Source organism: Bartonella sp. TT67HLJMS (assembly GCF_042193375.1).
Lineage (GTDB): Bacteria > Pseudomonadota > Alphaproteobacteria > Rhizobiales > Rhizobiaceae > Bartonella > Bartonella grahamii.
The window spans coordinates 55,238-73,225 of record NZ_JBHILP010000012.1 but is presented as its reverse complement, the minus strand read 5'-3'; the positions used below and the strand labels follow the sequence as shown (position 1 = coordinate 73,225).

The 17,988-nt window shown below is 40.7% G+C and carries 29 protein-coding genes and 1 pseudogene; all 30 read left to right on the top strand.

What is annotated here, in order from left to right:
• Positions 1-65, top strand: a pseudogene (locus tag ACFIJQ_RS07665) (elongation factor Tu); the annotation flags it as partial.
• A gap of 61 nt (positions 66-126) precedes the next feature.
• Positions 127-435: a 30S ribosomal protein S10 gene (gene rpsJ, locus ACFIJQ_RS07660; RefSeq protein WP_005773267.1), complete on the top strand. Its 309-nt coding sequence runs from the start codon at positions 127-129 to the stop codon at positions 433-435.
• Positions 436-462: 27 nt separating this feature from the next.
• The gene (gene rplC / locus ACFIJQ_RS07655; protein ID WP_015856587.1) at positions 463-1,200 is read left to right on the top strand and encodes a 50S ribosomal protein L3; all 738 of its coding nucleotides are present in this window, start codon (positions 463-465) and stop codon (positions 1,198-1,200) included.
• Positions 1,201-1,202: 2 nt separating this feature from the next.
• Complete coding sequence (gene rplD / locus ACFIJQ_RS07650; RefSeq protein ID WP_273788257.1) at positions 1,203-1,823, top strand: 50S ribosomal protein L4; 621 nt, start codon at positions 1,203-1,205, stop codon at positions 1,821-1,823.
• Positions 1,820-2,113: a 50S ribosomal protein L23 gene (locus ACFIJQ_RS07645; RefSeq protein ID WP_273788258.1), complete on the top strand. Its 294-nt coding sequence runs from the start codon at positions 1,820-1,822 to the stop codon at positions 2,111-2,113. The genes rplD and ACFIJQ_RS07645 overlap by 4 nt, the downstream gene beginning before the upstream one ends.
• Before the next feature lie 21 nt (positions 2,114-2,134).
• Positions 2,135-2,968 (top strand): 50S ribosomal protein L2, encoded by an 834-nt coding sequence (gene rplB, locus ACFIJQ_RS07640; RefSeq protein WP_273788259.1) that lies wholly within the window; start codon positions 2,135-2,137, stop codon positions 2,966-2,968.
• Positions 2,969-2,983: 15 nt separating this feature from the next.
• Complete coding sequence (rpsS, locus tag ACFIJQ_RS07635; protein WP_004855734.1) at positions 2,984-3,262, top strand: 30S ribosomal protein S19; 279 nt, start codon at positions 2,984-2,986, stop codon at positions 3,260-3,262.
• A gap of 2 nt (positions 3,263-3,264) precedes the next feature.
• Positions 3,265-3,654: a 50S ribosomal protein L22 gene (gene rplV / locus ACFIJQ_RS07630; RefSeq protein ID WP_208439680.1), complete on the top strand. Its 390-nt coding sequence runs from the start codon at positions 3,265-3,267 to the stop codon at positions 3,652-3,654.
• Positions 3,654-4,364 (top strand): 30S ribosomal protein S3, encoded by a 711-nt coding sequence (gene rpsC / locus ACFIJQ_RS07625; RefSeq protein ID WP_015856582.1) that lies wholly within the window; start codon positions 3,654-3,656, stop codon positions 4,362-4,364. The genes rplV and rpsC overlap by 1 nt, the downstream gene beginning before the upstream one ends.
• A 36-nt stretch (positions 4,365-4,400) precedes the next feature.
• Positions 4,401-4,814, top strand: a complete 414-nt coding sequence (gene rplP / locus ACFIJQ_RS07620; protein WP_015856581.1) for a 50S ribosomal protein L16 — start codon at positions 4,401-4,403, stop codon at positions 4,812-4,814.
• Between the two features lie 12 nt (positions 4,815-4,826).
• Positions 4,827-5,027, top strand: a complete 201-nt coding sequence (rpmC, locus tag ACFIJQ_RS07615; RefSeq protein ID WP_273788260.1) for a 50S ribosomal protein L29 — start codon at positions 4,827-4,829, stop codon at positions 5,025-5,027.
• Positions 5,028-5,038: 11 nt separating this feature from the next.
• Positions 5,039-5,278, top strand: coding sequence for a 30S ribosomal protein S17 (rpsQ, locus tag ACFIJQ_RS07610; protein ID WP_012231991.1), 240 nt, complete (start codon positions 5,039-5,041; stop codon positions 5,276-5,278).
• Positions 5,279-5,422: 144 nt separating this feature from the next.
• A complete protein-coding gene (gene rplN / locus ACFIJQ_RS07605) occupies positions 5,423-5,791 on the top strand; it encodes a 50S ribosomal protein L14 (protein WP_004855715.1) in 369 nt (122 codons plus the stop codon).
• A 12-nt stretch (positions 5,792-5,803) separates the two neighbouring features.
• The gene (gene rplX / locus ACFIJQ_RS07600; RefSeq protein WP_015856579.1) at positions 5,804-6,118 is read left to right on the top strand and encodes a 50S ribosomal protein L24; all 315 of its coding nucleotides are present in this window, start codon (positions 5,804-5,806) and stop codon (positions 6,116-6,118) included.
• On the top strand, positions 6,111-6,668 hold the full coding sequence (gene rplE, locus ACFIJQ_RS07595; protein WP_015856578.1) for a 50S ribosomal protein L5: 558 nt from the start codon (positions 6,111-6,113) through the stop codon (positions 6,666-6,668). The genes rplX and rplE overlap by 8 nt, the downstream gene beginning before the upstream one ends.
• A gap of 24 nt (positions 6,669-6,692) precedes the next feature.
• Entirely contained in the window at positions 6,693-6,998 is a 306-nt protein-coding gene (gene rpsN, locus ACFIJQ_RS07590) for a 30S ribosomal protein S14 (RefSeq protein WP_005773283.1), read from the top strand.
• Between the two features lie 14 nt (positions 6,999-7,012).
• Complete coding sequence (gene rpsH / locus ACFIJQ_RS07585; protein ID WP_015856577.1) at positions 7,013-7,411, top strand: 30S ribosomal protein S8; 399 nt, start codon at positions 7,013-7,015, stop codon at positions 7,409-7,411.
• Between the two features lie 39 nt (positions 7,412-7,450).
• Positions 7,451-7,984: a 50S ribosomal protein L6 gene (gene rplF / locus ACFIJQ_RS07580; protein WP_015856576.1), complete on the top strand. Its 534-nt coding sequence runs from the start codon at positions 7,451-7,453 to the stop codon at positions 7,982-7,984.
• A gap of 12 nt (positions 7,985-7,996) precedes the next feature.
• Positions 7,997-8,359, top strand: coding sequence for a 50S ribosomal protein L18 (rplR, locus tag ACFIJQ_RS07575; RefSeq protein ID WP_015856575.1), 363 nt, complete (start codon positions 7,997-7,999; stop codon positions 8,357-8,359).
• Positions 8,360-8,470: 111 nt separating this feature from the next.
• Positions 8,471-9,019: a 30S ribosomal protein S5 gene (gene rpsE, locus ACFIJQ_RS07570; protein WP_015856574.1), complete on the top strand. Its 549-nt coding sequence runs from the start codon at positions 8,471-8,473 to the stop codon at positions 9,017-9,019.
• A gap of 31 nt (positions 9,020-9,050) precedes the next feature.
• The gene (gene rpmD / locus ACFIJQ_RS07565) at positions 9,051-9,257 is read left to right on the top strand and encodes a 50S ribosomal protein L30 (protein WP_015856573.1); all 207 of its coding nucleotides are present in this window, start codon (positions 9,051-9,053) and stop codon (positions 9,255-9,257) included.
• Positions 9,258-9,277: 20 nt separating this feature from the next.
• The gene (gene rplO, locus ACFIJQ_RS07560) at positions 9,278-9,745 is read left to right on the top strand and encodes a 50S ribosomal protein L15 (protein ID WP_375629569.1); all 468 of its coding nucleotides are present in this window, start codon (positions 9,278-9,280) and stop codon (positions 9,743-9,745) included.
• 160 nt (positions 9,746-9,905) lie between these two features.
• Entirely contained in the window at positions 9,906-11,252 is a 1,347-nt protein-coding gene (gene secY, locus ACFIJQ_RS07555) for a preprotein translocase subunit SecY (RefSeq protein ID WP_015856571.1), read from the top strand.
• Positions 11,249-11,827, top strand: coding sequence for an adenylate kinase (locus ACFIJQ_RS07550; RefSeq protein ID WP_375629566.1), 579 nt, complete (start codon positions 11,249-11,251; stop codon positions 11,825-11,827). The genes secY and ACFIJQ_RS07550 overlap by 4 nt, the downstream gene beginning before the upstream one ends.
• Positions 11,828-12,007: 180 nt before the next feature.
• Positions 12,008-12,376 carry a 30S ribosomal protein S13 gene (rpsM, locus tag ACFIJQ_RS07545; protein WP_026500557.1) on the top strand — a complete coding sequence of 123 codons (369 nt, stop codon included), beginning with the start codon at positions 12,008-12,010 and terminating at the stop codon, positions 12,374-12,376.
• Between the two features lie 114 nt (positions 12,377-12,490).
• Complete coding sequence (gene rpsK, locus ACFIJQ_RS07540) at positions 12,491-12,880, top strand: 30S ribosomal protein S11 (RefSeq protein ID WP_007347762.1); 390 nt, start codon at positions 12,491-12,493, stop codon at positions 12,878-12,880.
• A 94-nt stretch (positions 12,881-12,974) separates the two neighbouring features.
• Positions 12,975-13,988, top strand: a complete 1,014-nt coding sequence (locus tag ACFIJQ_RS07535) for a DNA-directed RNA polymerase subunit alpha (protein WP_015856568.1) — start codon at positions 12,975-12,977, stop codon at positions 13,986-13,988.
• Between the two features lie 24 nt (positions 13,989-14,012).
• Positions 14,013-14,441 (top strand): 50S ribosomal protein L17, encoded by a 429-nt coding sequence (gene rplQ / locus ACFIJQ_RS07530; RefSeq protein WP_273788262.1) that lies wholly within the window; start codon positions 14,013-14,015, stop codon positions 14,439-14,441.
• 268 nt (positions 14,442-14,709) lie between these two features.
• Complete coding sequence (locus ACFIJQ_RS07525) at positions 14,710-16,104, top strand: DegQ family serine endoprotease (protein WP_273788263.1); 1,395 nt, start codon at positions 14,710-14,712, stop codon at positions 16,102-16,104.
• Between the two features lie 8 nt (positions 16,105-16,112).
• Positions 16,113-17,432 carry a replication-associated recombination protein A gene (locus tag ACFIJQ_RS07520; RefSeq protein WP_273788264.1) on the top strand — a complete coding sequence of 440 codons (1,320 nt, stop codon included), beginning with the start codon at positions 16,113-16,115 and terminating at the stop codon, positions 17,430-17,432.
• Positions 17,433-17,988: the final 556 nt, after the last annotated feature.

Here is a 17,988-nt window from a genome sequence, read left to right as displayed (position 1 = left end):
GTTTTGCTATTCGTGAAGGTGGTCGTACTGTTGGTGCCGGTATCGTCTCTAAAATCATTGAATAAATAATGCTTGTTGAGTGCTTTCATTATTGAAGGCACTCTGTATAACAGGGAAATAAAGAGCATGAACAGTCAAAATATTCGCATTCGCTTAAAAGCGTTTGATCATAGAATTCTTGATACGTCGACGCGTGAGATTGTATCGACTGCTAAACGTACCGGTGCAAATGTCCGTGGTCCCATTCCGCTTCCGACGCGGATTGAGAAGTTTACGGTCAATCGTGGACCGCATATCGATAAGAAGAGTCGTGAGCAGTTTGAGATGCGAACACATAAGCGTCTTCTTGATATTGTTGATCCAACGCCGCAAACAGTGGATGCGCTTATGAAGCTCGATCTTTCTGCTGGTGTGGATGTAGAAATTAAGCTCTGAGGTTTGAGGACAGAAGGAACAGACCCGATGCGTTCAGGTGTAATAGCACAGAAGCTGGGCATGACCCGTATTTATAATGATGCTGGTGAGCATGTGCCGGTGACCGTACTTCGTTTGGAGAATTGTCAAGTCGTTGCTCAGCGTACAGTTGAAAAGAATGGTTATACTGCTGTTCAATTAGGTGTAGGCTTTGCTAAGGTTAAGAATACTTCACAAGCTCTTCGTGGACATTTTGCTAAGGCTTCTGTTGAGCCTAAAGCTAAAATAGCAGAGTTTCGTGTGAGTCCCGACAATCTTCTTGATGTTGGTACTGAGATTACGGTGGAACATTTTGTTCCAGGACAAAGAGTTGATGTGACTGGTACCAGTATTGGTAAGGGGTTTGCTGGTGTTATGAAACGGCATAACTTTGGTGGGCATCGTGCTTCCCATGGTAATTCGATCACACATCGTGCTCATGGTTCTACAGGGCAGTGTCAAGATCCTGGTAAAGTTTTTAAAGGTAAAAAAATGGCTGGCCATATGGGGCAAGTGCGTGTAACAACACAGAATATTGAAGTTATTTCCACGGATAGTGAACGTGGTTTAATTTTAGTGCGTGGTGCTGTTTCTGGTTCTAAAGGTTCTTGGATTTTGGTACGGGATGCTGTGAAGAAGCGTCTTCCTGATAATGCTCCAAAGCCTGCTGGTATTCGCCGTCTTGTGAAGGAGAAAACGGAAATGGTTACTCCGGTGACGGAAACCTCTGAAGTTGAGGGAGCCTAATAATGGATCTTGTAATTAAAACTCTTGATGGTAATGAAGCTGGCAAATTAAAGGTTTCTGAAGCTATTTTTGATCTTGTTCCACGTGAGGATATTTTGCAACGTGTTGTTCGTTGGCAGCTTGCACGTCGTCAGCAGGGGAGTCATCAATCCCAAGGTCGTTCTGATGTGTCGCGAACAGGGGCAAAAATGTTTAAGCAAAAAGGAACTGGGCGTGCTCGACATTCATCTGCCCGTGCGCCGCAGTTTAGAGGTGGGGGTAAGGCACATGGACCGGTGGTTCGTAGCCATGCGCATGATCTTCCTAAAAAGATTCGTGCTCTTGGGTTACGTCTTGCTTTATCTGCAAAATTAAAAGCAAAAGACTTAATTATTGTGGATGAGTTGACTGTTAAGGATGCGAAAACGAAAATGCTTGTTTCTCATTTTTCTAAGCTTGGATTTAATAACGCTCTCTTGATTGGTGGTAAAGAGGTTGATATTAACTTTTTTCGTGCAGTCTCTAATATCCCTAATATTGATATTTTGCCTATTCAGGGAATTAATGTTTATGATATTTTGCGTCGCAGCAAACTTGTTTTATCAAAGGCAGCTGTTGAGGCTCTTGAGGAGCGTTTTAAATGACAGATCTTCGCCATTATGATATAATTATTAGTCCAGTTATTAGTGAAAAGTCGACTATGATTTCTGAATATAATCAAGTTGCTTTTAATGTCGCGCCGAAAGCGACGAAGCCTGAGATTAAGGCTGCTATTGAAGCGCTTTTTAGCGTAAAAGTTAAGGCAGTTAACACGATAGTCCGCAAGGGTAAAGTGAAGCGTTTCAAAGGTATAGTTGGTCGGCAAAGTGATGTCAAAAAAGCGATCGTAACTCTGGCCAGTGGTCAGACTATCGACGTTTCGACAGGTCTTTAAAGAGGCTCGGAGATAGGAATAATGGCACTTAAGCAATTTAATCCAACGACACCTGGGCAGCGTCAGCTTGTTATTGTGGAACGTTCTTGTCTTTATAAGGGAAAACCTATAAAGATGCTGACTGAAGGTTTGTCTTCAAAGGGTGGACGTAATAATCGCGGTCGTGTTACTGCTCGTTTTCAGGGTGGTGGACATAAACGTAGTTATCGGTTTGTCGACTTTAAGCGTCTTAAACGTGATGTTTCAGCAAAGGTTGAGCGTTTAGAATATGATCCTAACCGTACTGCTTTTATTGCTTTAATTCGCTATGAGGATGGGCAATTGAGTTATATTCTTGCGCCACAGCGTCTTGCGGTTGGTGATTCTGTTATGGCTGGTTTAAATGTGGATGTTAAACCAGGTAATGCTATGCCTCTTGCTAATATGCCTGTAGGTACAATTATTCATAATGTTGAGATGAAGCCAGGAAAAGGGGGGCAGATTGCACGTTCAGCGGGTACTTATGCGCAGTTGGTTGGACGAGATCATGGTATGGCTATTCTTCGTTTAAATTCTGGTGAACAGCGTTTGGTTCCTAGTAGCTGTTTTGCAACTGTTGGTGCTGTTTCAAATCCTGATCATGGGAATATTAATGATGGTAAGGCAGGTCGGTCACGTTGGCGTGGTAAACGTCCACATGTTCGTGGTGTTGCTATGAACCCCGTTGATCATCCGCACGGTGGTGGTGAAGGTCGTACATCGGGGGGGCGCCATCCAGTATCTCCTTGGGGTAAGCCTACGAAAGGTAAGCGTACGCGCTCCAATAAAGCCACTGATAAATTTATTATGCGTACGCGTCATCAACGCAAGAAATGAGAAAGGTAGTCTGAAGTGGTTCGTTCAGTGTGGAAAGGTCCGTTTGTTGACGGCTATCTTCTTGGTAAAGCAGAGAAGGTACGTGCAAGTGGGCGCAATGAAGTTATAAAAATATGGAGTCGTCGCTCTACTATTTTACCGCAATTTGTTGGTTTAACTTTTGGTGTTTACAACGGTAATAAGCATATTCCTGTTTCTGTTTCTGAAGAGATGGTTGGACATAAGTTTGGTGAGTTCGCTCCTACCCGGACTTATTATGGTCATGGTGCCGATAAAAAAGCGAAGAGGAAGTAGGAATGGGAAAAGCTAAAGTTTCGCGCCAGCTTAGAGATAATGAAGCAAGAGCTGTCACGCGGACAATTCGTGTTAGTCCGCAGAAGCTTAATTTAGTTGCTGCAATGATTCGTGGTAAAAGAGTTAATGTAGCACTCGCTGATTTGATGTTTTCACGCAAGCGTATTGCTGCTACTGTGAAAAAAACGCTTGAATCAGCAATTGCAAATGCAGAGAATAACCACGATCTTGATATTGATTCGCTTATTGTGGCGGAAGCTTATGTTGGTAAGTCGATAGTGATGAAGCGCTTTCATGTTCGTGGTCGAGGGCGTGCTAGTAGAATTGAACGTCCATTTTCGCATCTTACTGTTATTGTTCGTGAAGTTACCGAAAAAGTGGAGGCCGCGTAATGGGTCAGAAGATCAATCCAATAGGACTTCGTCTTGGTGTTAATCGGACTTGGGATTCTCGTTGGTATGCTGATAGTGGTGAATATGGGCGCCTTCTTCATGAAGATTTGAAAATTCGTTCATATGTGCTGGAGGAGCTTAAACAGGCGGCTATTTCGAAGGTTGTTATTGAGCGTCCTCATAAGAAGTGTCGTATTACGATTCATTCTGCACGTCCTGGTTTGATTATTGGTAAAAAGGGTGCTGATATCGAAAAGCTTCGTCGTAAGCTCTCAGAAATGACGGATGCTGAAACTTCATTAAATATTGTGGAGATTCGTAAACCGGAGATTGATGCCACGATTATTGCGCAATCAATTGCTCAACAGTTAGAGCGTCGTGTTGCTTTTCGTCGTGCAATGAAGCGTGCTGTTCAGTCTGCTATGCGTCTTGGTGCGGAAGGTATTCGTATCAATTGTTCTGGCCGTCTTGGTGGTGCTGAAATTGCTCGTATGGAATGGTATCGTGAAGGTCGTGTTCCACTTCATACCTTGCGTTCTGATGTTGATTACGGTACAGCAGAAGCTAAGACTGCTTATGGTATTTGTGGTATTAAAGTTTGGGTCTTTAAGGGTGAGATTCTTGAGCATGATCCGATGGCTTCAGAACGTCGTGCTACGGAAGTTGATCAATCTGGTTCTTCATCGAATCGTCGCCGTGAAAATGCTTAGTTTTTGAGATTGAACTAAAATTTGGAGTAGAGAACAATGTTGCAGCCAAAGCGCACAAAGTTCCGTAAACAGTTCAAGGGCCGTATTCACGGTGTTGCGAAGGGTGGTACGGATTTGAATTTCGGTGCCTACGGTTTGAAGGCTGTTGAGCCGGAGCGGATTACTGCTCGTCAAATTGAAGCGGCGCGCCGTGCGATTACGCGTTATATGAAGCGTTCTGGTCGTGTGTGGATTCGCATTTTTCCAGATCTTCCGGTTACATCTAAACCGACTGAAGTTCGTATGGGTAAAGGTAAGGGAAGTGTCGATTATTGGGCTGCACGTGTTGCTCCTGGACGCATCATGTTTGAGCTTGATGGAGTTCCTGAGGATGTTGCACGTGAAGCACTAAGATTGGGTGCTGCAAAGTTGCCTATAAAAACGCGTTTCATCCAGCGTATTGCTGAATAATGAGGTTAAGCGATGAAAGCCACAGAATTACGGGCGCAAACGCTCGACCAAATGAAAGATGAATTGGCTAAGTTAAAGAAAGAGCAATTTAATTTGCGTTTTCAAAAAGCAACAGGTCAATTAGAAAAGACTGCGCGTGTTAGACAAGTTCGTCGTGATATTGCGCGTATTAAAACTTTTCTTCGTCAAAAGGTAAGTGAAAGTAAGGTTTAAGGAAATGAGAGATGCCTAAACGCGTTTTGCAGGGTGTTGTTATTAGCGACAAAAGTGATAAGACTGTTGTTGTCAAAGTTGAGCGCCGTTATTCTCATCCGCTTCTTAAGAAGACTGTTCGGCAGTCTAAAAATTATAAAGCGCATGACGAAAACAACCAATTCAAGATTGGGGATCAAGTTTCTATTCAAGAATCTAGACCAATTTCGAAAGATAAATGTTGGATTGTTGTAAAAGACAATGTAGCGTAATGAGTTAAGTTTATTGTTTTAGAATTTAACAGTGTTTTTATCATTGATAAATTTAAAGGCGATGACTTTATCGTTATTTGGCAGGCAAATCCGAGTGTATAAAAGGTACAATCGGATATATGTGTTAAGAGAAGGTGGCCAGTCATGATTCAGATGCAAACAAACCTCGACGTTGCTGATAATTCTGGTGCTCGTCGTGTCATGTGCATCAAGGTGTTAGGCGGTTCAAAGCGGAAATATGCTTCGGTCGGTGACATTATTGTTGTTTCGGTTAAGGATGCTATTCCTCGTGGCCGTGTTAAAAAAGGTGATGTTATGAAAGCTGTTGTGGTTCGTACTGCTAAGGATATTCGTCGCGCAGATGGTAGTGTCATTCGTTTTGATAGTAATGCTGCGGTTTTAGTGGATAATAAAAAAGAGCCGATCGGTACTCGTATCTTTGGACCTGTTCCCCGCGAATTGCGTGGTAGGAATCATATGAAGATCATCTCGCTCGCTCCTGAAGTTCTGTAAGGAGTAAATGTTATGCAGAAGATTCGAAAAGGTGATAAAGTTGTTGTTTTATCCGGTAAGGATAAAGGATGTAGTGGTGAAGTAATTAAGGTTAGTCCAAAAGAGAATAAGGCTTTTGTTCGTGGGATTAATATGATTAAACGTCATCAACGTCAAACGCAGAAGCAAGAAGCTGGAATTATTTCTAAAGAAGCTCCGATTCATCTGTCTAATTTGGCGATTGCTGATCCTAAAGATGGTAAGCCTACACGTGTAGGCTTTCGTATGAATGCAGATGGTAATAAAGTGCGTTTTGCCAAGCGTTCGGGAGAGTTGATTAATGGCTGAGGAAAGACAAATACCGCGTATGAAAGCGCATTATTTTGAAGTGATTCGTAAAGCGCTTCAAGAGAAATTTAATTACAGAAATGCGATGCAAATTCCGCGAATTGATAAAATTGTAATAAATATGGGGATAGGTGAAGCAACTGCTGATTCGAAGAAGCCTTCCCTTGCTGCTGAGGATTTAGGGCTAATAACAGGTCAGAAGGCTGTTGTTACACGTGCACGTAATTCTATTGCGACCTTTAAGGTTCGTGAAGGAATGCCTCTTGGGGCTAAAGTTACATTGCGTAAAGATCGTATGTTTGAGTTTTTAGATCGTCTTGTTACGATTGCTCTTCCACGGGTTCGTGACTTTCGTGGTTTGAATCCAAAGAGTTTTGATGGTCGTGGCAATTTTGCTATGGGTATTAAAGAACACATTGTGTTTCCAGAAATCAACTATGATAAAGTTGATCAAATTTGGGGCATGGATATTATTGTTTGTACGACAGCAAAAACGGATGATGAAGCTCGTGAGTTATTGCGTGCTTTTAATTTTCCTTTTCGTTCGTAACGGCAGACATAGTGAGGTGAAAGTATGGCCAAAGTAAGTGCCGTTGAAAAAAATAAGCGTCGTGAGGTGATGGTAAAGCGTTATGCTGCCCGTCGTGCACGTTTGAAAGCAATAGTTATGGATCAGAAGGTTTCTCTTGAAGAACGTTTTAAAGCTTCTGTTCAGTTGGCAGAGTTGCCACGTAATTCTTCGAAAGTTCGTATTCGTAATCGCTGTGAGGTTTCAGGTCGTCCGCGGGCTTATTATCGTAAATTAAAAATGTCGCGAATTGCGTTGCGTGAGCTTGGCTCTATTGGCCATATTCCTGGTATTGTAAAGTCTAGTTGGTAAGAGGAGATTATTTAATGTCTATGTCAGATCCTCTTGGTGATATGTTAACACGTATTCGTAATGCACTTGGTCGTAAAAAAGGTAAAGTAGTTACTCCAGCTTCGAAGCTTCGTGCGCACGTTCTTGATGTTCTTCAGTCGGAAGGTTATATTCGTGGATATAATCAAATTGATTTAGGTGATGGGAAAGCTGAAATTGAAATCGAATTGAAGTATTTTGAAGGGCTGGCTGCTATTCGTGAGATTTCACGTGTATCAAAGCCAGGTCGTCGTGTATATGTTTCTGCTAAGTCACTTCCACAGGTGGCAAATGGTCTTGGTATTTCGATTTTATCGACTCCTAAAGGCGTCATGGCAGATCATGAGGCGCGTGAACAGAATGTTGGTGGAGAACTCCTTTGTCGTGTTTTCTAAGTTATGTCAAGAAAACGGAAGAAAAAGTAGGTTAGAACAATGTCTCGTATTGGAAAGAAACCCATTTCAATTCCTTCTGGAGTTACTGCTACTGTTGAAGGTCAGCTGGTTAAGGCAAAAGGTCCAAAAGGTGAGCTGAGCTACGTCGTCAATGATGAAGTTTTAGTCAAGTTTGAGGAAAATATCATATCAGTTATGCCGCGGGATCAGTCAAAAGATGCGCGTTCTAAATGGGGTATGTCGCGCTCAATGATTGAGAACATTTTTTGTGGTGTGAAAGATGGTTTTGAAAAGAGGTTGGAGATTAATGGGGTTGGTTATCGTGCTGCTTTGCAGGGTAAGGATGTCCAACTATCTCTAGGCTTTTCCCATGATGTGGTTTATAAAGTTCCATCGGGTGTTACTGTAACTGTTCCTAAGCCGACAGAAATTGTTGTTTCTGGAATTGATAAACAGCAAGTTGGACAAGTTGCAGCGGAGATTCGTGAGTATCGTAGACCTGAGCCTTATAAAGGTAAAGGTGTTAAGCATGCAGATGAACGTATCTTCCGTAAAGAAGGTAAAAAGAAATAAGGATTTTGTATTATGGTTTCATCTAAGGACATTATCCAACGTCGTGCGAGGCGTGTTCGTCGTAGAATTAAAATGGTTTCTCATGATCGTCCTCGGCTTAGTGTTTATCGTTCAAATCAGAACATTTATGCTCAAGTTATCGATGATTTGCGGGGATGTACACTTGTTTCAGCCTCTACTCTTGAAAGTGATTTAAAAAAGTCGTTAAAGAGTGGTGCTGATAAAAAAGCAGCTTTTGCTGTTGGTAAGTTAATTGCTGAGCGTGCGAAGCAAGCGGGTGTTAATGAAGTGGTTTTTGATCGTGGAGCGTATGTGTATCATGGTCGAGTCAAGGCTTTAGCTGAAGCTGCTCGTGAAGGTGGTTTGAATTTCTAAAATTTCTTATTTGTGAGTGAGTAAGGAGAGTTTAGAGTATTTCGTTTAAGTTCTTCCAGTTTGATGAGGGACTTTGTTATCGTGCTTCCGGAAAAGAAAAAGGAATGAGGAATGGCACAAAAAGAACGTGGTGAGAGAGAAGAACGCGATAATGAGTTTGTCGATAGGCTAGTTCATATCAATCGTGTTGCTAAAGTTGTAAAGGGTGGTCGGCGTTTTGGTTTTGCTGCTCTTGTTGTCGTTGGAGATCAAAAAGGACGTGTAGGTTTTGGACATGGTAAAGCCCGTGAAGTTCCAGAAGCCGTTCGTAAAGCAACGGAATCTGCAAAACGTGGGATGATTTATGTTCCGCTTCGGTCTGGACGTACATTGCACCATGATCTTGAAGGGCGTCATGGAGCTGGGCGTGTTTTGCTACGTTCGGCTTCTGCTGGTACTGGTATTATTGCTGGGGGACCGATGCGTGCTATTTTTGAAGCTCTTGGTATGCAGGATGTCGTTGCAAAATCATTGGGATCGTCTAATCCTTATAACATGGTTCGTGCAACATTTGATGCATTGAAACATCAAATGCATCCTAGAGATATTGCTGCTCAGCGTGGTATAAAATATTCGACTTTGCAGGCGCGTCGTCGCCATTTAGTTGACCTAGAAGGATAGTTTCTGAGATTATCAGAAAAGGAATTAGAAAATGGTTCAGAAAAAATCTCAGAGTGGTAAAACTATCACGGTTGAGCAAATTGGAAGCCCTATTCGAAACTCACAGATTCAGCGTGCAACCTTAAAGGGGCTTGGACTAAATAAAATGCGTCGTCGGCGCGTTTTAGATGATACACTTTGTGTGCGGGGTATGATTGCTCAGGTTCGGCATCTTGTTCGCGTTATAGATGAAGGTTAAGGGTTGCGGGAGTATTAGATATGAAACTCAATGAACTGCGTGATTGTGAAGGCGCAACAAAAAATCGTAAGCGTGTTGGGCGTGGTATTGGATCCGGTACGGGTAAGACTGGTGGTCGTGGTGTAAAAGGGCAAAAGTCGCGTTCTGGTGTTTCCCTTAATGGTTTTGAAGGTGGGCAAATGCCTATCTATCGTCGTTTGCCAAAACGTGGATTTAGAAATTTCTTTGCCAAAACCTACAATGAAGTTTCACTAGGACGTATTCAGTTGGCAGTTGATGCAGGTAAGTTGAATATTGAAAAGCCTGTTGATATGATTGCTTTGAAAGAAGCTGGTATTATTCGTCGTGAAAAAGATGGGGTTCGTCTGCTTTCTGATGGTGATTTGAAGGCTAAGATTACCTTTCATGTTTCTGGTGCTTCACAAGCTGCTCGTGTTAAGGTTGAAAAAGTGGGTGGTCAGGTTATTTTTCCTGATATTGCTCAATAATTTTTTATATGAGTAGAGACCTAAAGAAGAGTTACATCTGTTCTGTGGGATCTTTTGTGGAAAATTTTTTAAGTTCTGCATTTATTTGTGTATGCATATATGAATTTTAGGGTTATACTTCTGTGATTTAAAGAACTGGAGTGTGAAGTGGAGACGTTTTATGGCATCAGCAGCAGAGCAATTTGCTTCCAATATAAACTTCGGTACCTTTTCTCGTGCAACTGAATTAAAGAAACGCATCTGGTTTACTCTGGCAGCGCTTCTTGTATATCGCTTTGGCACTTACATCTCTCTTCCAGGTATTAATATCGATGCTTTGCGGCAAACATTCGAACATCACGCGTCGGGTGTATTAGGACTCTTTAATATGTTTGCTGGGGGTGCCGTTGGGCGTATGGCTATTTTTGCGCTGGGTATCATGCCTTATATATCGGCATCTATTATTGTGCAATTGTTAACATCTATTATTCCTTCTTTGGAAACTCTTAAAAAAGAAGGAGAATTAGGTCGTAAGATTATCAATCAATATACGCGTTATGTAACAGTAGTATTGGCAATTCTACAAGCTTTTGGTATTGCGGTTGCGCTTGAAAGCGGTATAGGGACGGGGCTTCAAATTGTTTTAGAACCAGGTCTTATGTTTCGTATTTCTTCTGTTATTACTCTTGTTGGCGGAACGATGTTTCTCATGTGGCTTGGCGAGCAAATTACGTCACGTGGTGTTGGTAATGGGGTTTCTCTTATCATTTTTACAGGGATTGTAGCCAACTTCCCTTCTACTTTTGCTCAGCTTTTGACAGCTCATAGTCAGGCTGATTTATCAACTTTTCTTTTAATAGGAATCGTTCTTATTGCTGTTTTGGTTATTGGGCTTATTGTTTTTATAGAGCGTGCGCAACGGCGAATTCTTATCCAGTATCCAAAACGTCAGGTCGGGAATCAAATGTTTCAAGGAGATATGTCGCATCTTCCTTTAAAGTTGAATACTGCTGGTGTTATTCCACCTATTTTTGCTTCATCTTTATTATTATTACCTGCCACTATTAATAATTTTTCTGATAAAATGCCACAATGGGTTCAGGCGATTTCTTATGCTCTTGGTCATGGACAGCCACTTTATATGATTGTTTATGCATTTTTAATGGCGTTTTTTTGCTTTTTTTATACAGCTATTGTGTTTAATCCAAGTGATACTGCAGATCAGTTGAAAAAACATTCTGGTTTTATTCCAGGGATTCGTCCAGGTGAGCGTACAGCCGAATATATTGATTACGTTTTGACGCGTATTACTGTTGTGGGCGCTGTTTATATTATCTTGGTTTGTTTGTTACCTGAGTTTATGATATCTGCATTGCAGGTTCCTTTTTATCTTGGGGGAACATCCTTGTTGATTGTTGTTACTGTTACGCTTGATACGGTTGCTCAAATTCAGGGGTATCTTGTTGCCCACCAATATGAAGGGTTGATAAAAAAATCAAAACTTCGTGGAGGTAGAAGGAATCGATGAGAGTTATTCTTTTAGGTCCTCCTGGAGCGGGAAAAGGTACGCAAGCAAAAATGTTGACTGAGGAATATAACATTCCTCATTTGTCAACAGGGGATATGTTGCGTGAGGTGATTGCCAAAGAAACAGAGATTGGCAAAAAAGCTGAAGCTATTATAAGTTCTGGTGCTTTGGTTCCTGATAATATTGTTAACCAAATCGTATCAGATCGGATTGATGAAACTGATTGTGTAAACGGTTTTGTTTTGGATGGATATCCTCGAACTGTGGGGCAGGCAGAAGCGTTACAACAGATTTTGCAGTCAAAAAATATGCGGCTTGATGCTGTTATTGAGTTGTGTGTTGATGAAGACGTGTTGATTGAACGTATGAAGAAGCGCGTTGAGGAAACAATAGCGGCTGGTGGACAGGTTCGTTTAGATGACAATCCTGTTGCTTTTGCAAAAAGATTAGTAGAATATCGTGAAAAAACCGCTCCCTTATCAAAATTTTATTCAGAGAGGGGAATGTTGAAGGTTATTGATGGAATGATTGGTATTACTGAAGTGACACGCATGATTAGAGGTTTTCTTTCATAAGATTTTTTTTAGAAATAAATGAAAAGAGTTGACTTTTGAGATGAAATCTATCACAAACGAATTTAATTTATTTTAGTGAAATAATAGGATTCGGAAGAATTTTTTTCTGAGTCTATTTTTTTCTGTAAGGTATATCAGGTATTTTATAACAATTTGTCAAAATAACTAAGGAGAGTAGGCGTGGCTCGTATTGCTGGCGTCAATATCCCGACAAATAAGCGTGTAATTATTGCGCTTCAATATATCCACGGGATTGGACCAAAATTTGCTCAAGAAATTATTGAAAGAGTTGGCATTCCCTTGGGGCGTCGTGTGCATGAGCTTTCAGATGCTGAGGTGCTGCAGATTCGTGAGGCGATAGATCAAGGCTATCAAGTTGAAGGTGATCTTCGTCGTGAGGTTGCTATGAATGTTAAGCGTTTGATGGACCTTGGTTGTTATCGAGGATTGCGTCATCGCCGGTCTTTGCCTGTCCGAGGGCAGCGTACACATACAAATGCCCGTACGCGTAAAGGACCAGCTAAGGCAATTGCCGGTAAAAAGAAATAAGAGCCTTTTTGGAAGGTTTTTATATATTCTGTTTCTTGTTTGATTTTTTTGACAAGGAAAAGAAGGTGGAGCTGCTGATGTTACGGCAGTGATGAGATCGTTGAAAGGGAAATTATGGCCAAGGAAGCCACACGTGTTCGTCGTCGCGAACGTAAAAATATTTCATCGGGTGTTGTGCATATTAATTCAACATTTAATAACACAATGATTACTATTACTGATGCTCAGGGTAATGCAATTGCTTGGTCATCTGCGGGGGCCCAAGGGTTTAAAGGTGCGCGTAAATCGACACCTTTTGCTGCTCAAGTTGCTGCGGAGGATTGTGCAAGAAAAGCGCAAGAGCATGGTATGCGTTCTTTGGAAGTTGAAGTTTGTGGACCTGGATCAGGGCGTGAATCTGCTCTACGTGCATTGCAATCTGTTGGTTTTGTCATTACTTCTATTCGTGATGTAACACCAATTCCTCATAATGGATGTCGTCCGCGGAAAAGGCGGCGTGTTTAATTGGGTGTTGTTTTTTGTTGTCGGAGATTTCTCTGATGTTCACATTGGTCGTTACGATTGAATGGTAACGGAACTAAAGAACGGGAATAAAAATATGATCCAGAAAAACTGGCAAGAACTTATTAAACCCAATAAGGTTGAATCATGTGCGCATGATAATCCAAATGTTATAAGTGTGATCGCTGAACCTCTTGAGCGGGGTTTTGGCTTAACGTTAGGAAATGCACTTCGTCGCGTGTTGTTATCTTCGCTTCGTGGTGCTGCTATTACTGCTGTGCAGATTGACGGTGTTTTACATGAATTTTCATCGATTCCAGGTGTGCGTGAGGATGTTACGGATATTATTCTGAATATAAAAGAAATTGCGCTTCGTATGGAAGAAGAAGGTCCTAAACGTGTCGTTGTTTATAAAGAGGGGCCTGGTGTCGTGAAAGCGGGAGATATCAGTACCGTTGGGGATATGGAAATTCTAAATCCAGATCATGTTATTTGTACTCTTGATGAAGATGCTGAAATTCGTATGGAATTTATTGTCAACACAGGGAAGGGCTATGTTCCATCTGATCGTAATTGTGTTGATGATGCACGTATAGGGCTTATTCCAATTGATAGTCTTTATTCACCAATTCGTAAAGTGTCTTATAAAGTGGAAAATACGCGTGAAGGTCAAGTTTTGGATTATGATAAATTGACCTTAACGATTGAAACGAATGGTGCTGTTAATGGAGAGGATGCTGTTGCTTTTGCAGCACGCATTCTTCAGGATCAATTATCATTATTTATTAACTTTGAAGAGCCACAGAAGGAGCCTGTTGAAGAGGCTGATTCTGAGCTTTCTTTTAATCCTGCTCTTCTCAAAAAAGTGGATGAATTAGAACTTTCAGTTCGTTCGGCAAATTGTCTTAAGAATGATAATATTGTCTATATTGGTGATCTTATTCAAAAAACAGAATCTGAAATGCTTCGGACACCGAATTTTGGTCGCAAATCGTTGAATGAGATTAAAGAAGTTTTGGCATGTATGGGGTTACATCTTGGGATGGAAATTCCTGCGTGGCCACCTGAAAACATTGATGATCTTGCAAAACGTTATGAAGATCAATATTAAAATTAGAATTTAAGGAGAGGGCTTATGCGCCACAGTAAGTCAGGACGCAAGTTGAATCGTACTGCCAGTCACCGTAAAGCGATGTTTGCAAATATGGCAACTTCGTTGATCGAGCATGAGCAGATTGTGACGACGCTTCCAAAGGCTAAAGAAATTCGTCCTATTGTTGAAAAACTCGTTACTCTTGGTAAGCGTGGTGGTTTGCATGCGCGTCGGCAAGCAATTGCAGCACTTCGTGATGCAGGAAAGGTTGCAAAATTATTTGATACGCTTGCGCCACGTTATGCATCACGCAACGGTGGATATTTGCGTATTATGAAAGCGGGGTTTCGTACCGGTGATAATGCGCCCATGGCTGTTATAGAATTTGTTGATCGTGATGTTGAAGCGAAGGGTGCTGGGGATCGTGCTCGCATGGAGGCTTCTGAGAATGAAAAGAGGACATCTTCGTAAAGTTTTTTACTCTATTGGATTTTTAAAGGCCGCCTTGTCTTAGGCGGTTTTTTTGTGAGCATTTTTAAGTTTGTTTTAGTTGAGAAATAGCTGCAGAGAGAAAATTATAGGGACATTGAATTATCTTATTTTTATAATATTTATTGTTCAAATAGGTTGTTTTTATTCTCTATTATGAAATATTAATAGAGATCCTTAATTTGCGGGGATGAGTTTTTTTATTCTATTAATCTTCAACAGAATATGCTGATTTTATAAGGAGTGGATTATGAGATATTCTTTTTGGGTGCGGATTTTTTTTGCAATTATGATGCAGATATCATTTGATCATGTATATGCTCATGTTCCTCAAACACAAACAGAAATCACTCTTTCATTTGCTCCTTTAGTTAAAAAGACAGTTCCATCTGTTGTAAATATTTATGCAGCTCGACAAATTAGAGCACGCTCACCTTTTGAAGGGGATCCATTTTTTGAGCAGTTTTTTGGTCGTTTTCAAAATAAATTTCCTGTTCGCAAGCAATCGTCATTAGGATCAGGGGTAATTGTTGATTCACGTGGTTTGATTGTTACAAATTACCACGTCATTAAAGATGCAAGCGAAATTAAAGTGGCTTTTTCTGATGGGCGGGAGTTTGAGAGTAAGATCGTGCTCAAAGATGAAGCAACTGATATTGCAATTCTTGAAGTTGAGGAAAAAGATGCTCAATTCCCTGTTCTTTCTTTGGGAAATTCTGATGCTGTTGAAGTTGGTGATCTTGTTCTTGCTATTGGTAATCCTTTTGGTGTTGGTCAAACAGTTACAAGTGGTATTGTTTCAGCGCAAGCGCGTACACGTGTTGGGATTTCTGATTTTGACTTTTTTATTCAAACAGACGCTGCCATTAATCCAGGGAATTCTGGTGGCGCTTTAATTGATATGAAAGGTCAATTAATCGGAATTAATACGGCTATTTATTCGCGTTCTGGTGGTTCTGTAGGGATTGGTTTTGCTATTCCAGTTAATCTTGTAAAAGTGATGCTTGATACTGTTAAACGCGGTGGAAAATATTTTGTGCCGCCTTATATTGGGGCTTCTTTTCAAAATGTTACACCTGATATTGCTGGTGGTTTAGGTTTAGAACGTCCCTATGGTGCTCTGATTATTGAAGTTATCAAAGATAGTCCTGCTGAAAAAGCTGGATTGAAAGTAGGTGATGTTATTTTGAGTGTGCAAGGGGTACGCGTTGATAGTCCAGATAGTCTTGGGTATCGTTTGATGACAGCTGACGTTGAGCATAGTCTTGCTTTGGAATATTTACGAAATGGAAAAACTTTAAAAACACAAATAACAGTTTCATCGATATCAGAAACTGCATTTTTAAAATCTGAAAAAATCACGGGTGACAGTCCTCTTGCTGGTGCTGAAGTGTTAGATTTAACACCGCAAAATAGTCGACGTTTTCATCTTCCTATATCTGCAAAAGGGGTTGTGATTACCAACCTTGATGACATGAGCAATGCAGCTGGAATTTTTCAGTCAGGAGATATTCTACGTGTTGTAAATGGCCATAAAATTCAAACAGTTCATCAGTTGAAAAAGGTTCTTATGCAAGCTCGTTCGCGTACTTGGCAATTGGAATATGAACGTGATGGTATGTATATTCGCCAATTTATTCGTTGAGGTTTTTTTTGAAGAAAGATTTTTTTACTTCGTCGTTTGATTTTCAAGTTAATAAAAATCAGCCACTTGCAGAAAGAATGCGCCCTTGTTCTCTCAATGATGTTGTGGGACAAAAGCATTTGATTGGAGAGGATGGTTTGCTTTCACGTATGGTGGCAACTGGCTCAATTGGATCGATGATTTTTTGGGGACCTCCAGGGACTGGAAAAACAACCGTTGCACGTTTGTTAGCACTTGAAACAAGTTTCGCGTTTGAACAGGTTTCTGCTATTTTTACAGGAGTTTCTGAACTTAAAAAGATTTTTGAAGTTGCGCAGAGGCGTTTTATATCTGGAGATAAAACACTTCTCTTTGTTGATGAAATTCATCGGTTTAATCGTGCACAGCAGGATAGTTTTCTTTCTGTGATGGAAGAAGGTATTGTGGTACTTATAGGTGCAACAACCGAAAATCCTTCTTTTGAACTTAATGCTGCTCTTCTTTCGCGTGCACGTGTTTTAACATTTCTTTCACATGATCATGAAAGTTTGGACATGCTTTTGAGGCGTGCTGAAGAAGTGGAGGGAAAAACTCTTCCCTTGGATAATGATGCCAGAGACGTTTTGATAGAGATGTCTGATGGTGATGCGCGGGTAGCGTTAACATTGGCAGAGGAAGTTTGGTCTATTGCACCATTGGGAGAGATTCTTGATGTTATTGCTTTGCAAAAAGTTATTCAGCGTCGTGTGCCCATTTATGATAAAGGACGAGATGGGCATTATAATCTCATTTCAGCGTTGCATAAATCCGTTCGTGGATCTGATCCTGATGCTGCGCTTTATTATTTGGCACGTATGTTGGATGCTGGTGAAGATCCTCTCTATATTGGGCGAAGATTGGTTCGTATGGCTGTTGAAGATGTTGGTTTGGCGGATCCTCAAGCTCTGGTCATTTGTAATGCAGCAAAAGATGCCTATGATTATTTAGGATCACCAGAAGGAGAATTGGCTTTGGCGCAAGCATGTCTTTATGTTGCAACTGCGCCAAAGTCAAATGCAACATATCTCGCGTATAAAGCAGCACTGCGTTGTGCGCGCAAAAATGGCTCTTTATCACCTCCTAAGCATATTCTTAATGCTCCTACGAAATTTATGAAGGAGGAAGGGTTTGGAAATGGTTATTGTTATGACCATGATGAACCGGATGCTTTTTCAGGACAAGAATATTTTCCCGAAAAACTTGGGCGTCAGAGTTATTATAAGCCAGTTGAGCGTGGTTTTGAGCGTGAAATTGTGAAACGTCTTGAGTGGTGGAAACAATTGCGCAAAAAACGTAAAGATCAAAAATAAAATTTGAGTAGAAATACATGTTTTATTGATCTTGGATTTATTTTTTATCTCTTATGTTATTGTATGAGCAGTTTAGCTTATATTTTAAATATTTATTGCACTGCTCGTAGAGATTTTTTTTGATATCTTCAAAAGTGCATATTTTTTTATCCAATTTAAATGTGTTATTCAACTTTTAAGCTGCTTTATTTTTGTGGTTTTTATTAAATAATATAATTGATTTATAACGATAATTCACTGTTTTGTAAGTTGAATGAAAGTCCTAAATACTGTGAATTTTACTCATTCCAAGCCTGTTATTTGTTGAATCAATCAAATCATTCGCTTGCATGTTATAAGTAGAATTAGCGTGTGATAAAAACTGTAGAAGAAAGAACTAAAAATTCTTCTTATGAAGCGTTTCAAGTGCCGAGAGCTGTCGCAACATTGGGGGATGATAAATAGTGTGATGGTGCCGGTTTGCCCCTTCTTTAGTGTAAAGATGGTGGCATCCAAAGGGTTTTACAGTATACATGCATTCATGGGTGTTGTCACGAAGTGAGCTTGGGAGTGTTGA

Excerpts from the sequence above, each read along its gene's own strand:
- rpsJ (WP_005773267.1), top strand. The coding sequence starts at position 127 with ATGAACAGTCAAAATATTCGCATTCGCTTAAAAGCGTTTGATCATAGA.
- rplC (WP_015856587.1), top strand. The coding sequence starts at position 463 with ATGCGTTCAGGTGTAATAGCACAGAAGCTGGGCATGACCCGTATTTAT.
- rplD (WP_273788257.1), top strand. The coding sequence starts at position 1,203 with ATGGATCTTGTAATTAAAACTCTTGATGGTAATGAAGCTGGCAAATTA.
- ACFIJQ_RS07645 (WP_273788258.1), top strand. The coding sequence starts at position 1,820 with ATGACAGATCTTCGCCATTATGATATAATTATTAGTCCAGTTATTAGT.
- rplB (WP_273788259.1), top strand. The coding sequence starts at position 2,135 with ATGGCACTTAAGCAATTTAATCCAACGACACCTGGGCAGCGTCAGCTT.
- rplV (WP_208439680.1), top strand. The coding sequence starts at position 3,265 with ATGGGAAAAGCTAAAGTTTCGCGCCAGCTTAGAGATAATGAAGCAAGA.
- rpsC (WP_015856582.1), top strand. The coding sequence starts at position 3,654 with ATGGGTCAGAAGATCAATCCAATAGGACTTCGTCTTGGTGTTAATCGG.
- rplP (WP_015856581.1), top strand. The coding sequence starts at position 4,401 with ATGTTGCAGCCAAAGCGCACAAAGTTCCGTAAACAGTTCAAGGGCCGT.
- rpmC (WP_273788260.1), top strand. The coding sequence starts at position 4,827 with ATGAAAGCCACAGAATTACGGGCGCAAACGCTCGACCAAATGAAAGAT.
- rpsQ (WP_012231991.1), top strand. The coding sequence starts at position 5,039 with ATGCCTAAACGCGTTTTGCAGGGTGTTGTTATTAGCGACAAAAGTGAT.
- rplN (WP_004855715.1), top strand. The coding sequence starts at position 5,423 with ATGATTCAGATGCAAACAAACCTCGACGTTGCTGATAATTCTGGTGCT.
- rplX (WP_015856579.1), top strand. The coding sequence starts at position 5,804 with ATGCAGAAGATTCGAAAAGGTGATAAAGTTGTTGTTTTATCCGGTAAG.
- rplE (WP_015856578.1), top strand. The coding sequence starts at position 6,111 with ATGGCTGAGGAAAGACAAATACCGCGTATGAAAGCGCATTATTTTGAA.
- rpsN (WP_005773283.1), top strand. The coding sequence starts at position 6,693 with ATGGCCAAAGTAAGTGCCGTTGAAAAAAATAAGCGTCGTGAGGTGATG.
- rpsH (WP_015856577.1), top strand. The coding sequence starts at position 7,013 with ATGTCTATGTCAGATCCTCTTGGTGATATGTTAACACGTATTCGTAAT.
- rplF (WP_015856576.1), top strand. The coding sequence starts at position 7,451 with ATGTCTCGTATTGGAAAGAAACCCATTTCAATTCCTTCTGGAGTTACT.
- rplR (WP_015856575.1), top strand. The coding sequence starts at position 7,997 with ATGGTTTCATCTAAGGACATTATCCAACGTCGTGCGAGGCGTGTTCGT.
- rpsE (WP_015856574.1), top strand. The coding sequence starts at position 8,471 with ATGGCACAAAAAGAACGTGGTGAGAGAGAAGAACGCGATAATGAGTTT.
- rpmD (WP_015856573.1), top strand. The coding sequence starts at position 9,051 with ATGGTTCAGAAAAAATCTCAGAGTGGTAAAACTATCACGGTTGAGCAA.
- rplO (WP_375629569.1), top strand. The coding sequence starts at position 9,278 with ATGAAACTCAATGAACTGCGTGATTGTGAAGGCGCAACAAAAAATCGT.
- secY (WP_015856571.1), top strand. The coding sequence starts at position 9,906 with ATGGCATCAGCAGCAGAGCAATTTGCTTCCAATATAAACTTCGGTACC.
- ACFIJQ_RS07550 (WP_375629566.1), top strand. The coding sequence starts at position 11,249 with ATGAGAGTTATTCTTTTAGGTCCTCCTGGAGCGGGAAAAGGTACGCAA.
- rpsK (WP_007347762.1), top strand. The coding sequence starts at position 12,491 with ATGGCCAAGGAAGCCACACGTGTTCGTCGTCGCGAACGTAAAAATATT.
- ACFIJQ_RS07535 (WP_015856568.1), top strand. The coding sequence starts at position 12,975 with ATGATCCAGAAAAACTGGCAAGAACTTATTAAACCCAATAAGGTTGAA.
- rplQ (WP_273788262.1), top strand. The coding sequence starts at position 14,013 with ATGCGCCACAGTAAGTCAGGACGCAAGTTGAATCGTACTGCCAGTCAC.
- ACFIJQ_RS07525 (WP_273788263.1), top strand. The coding sequence starts at position 14,710 with ATGAGATATTCTTTTTGGGTGCGGATTTTTTTTGCAATTATGATGCAG.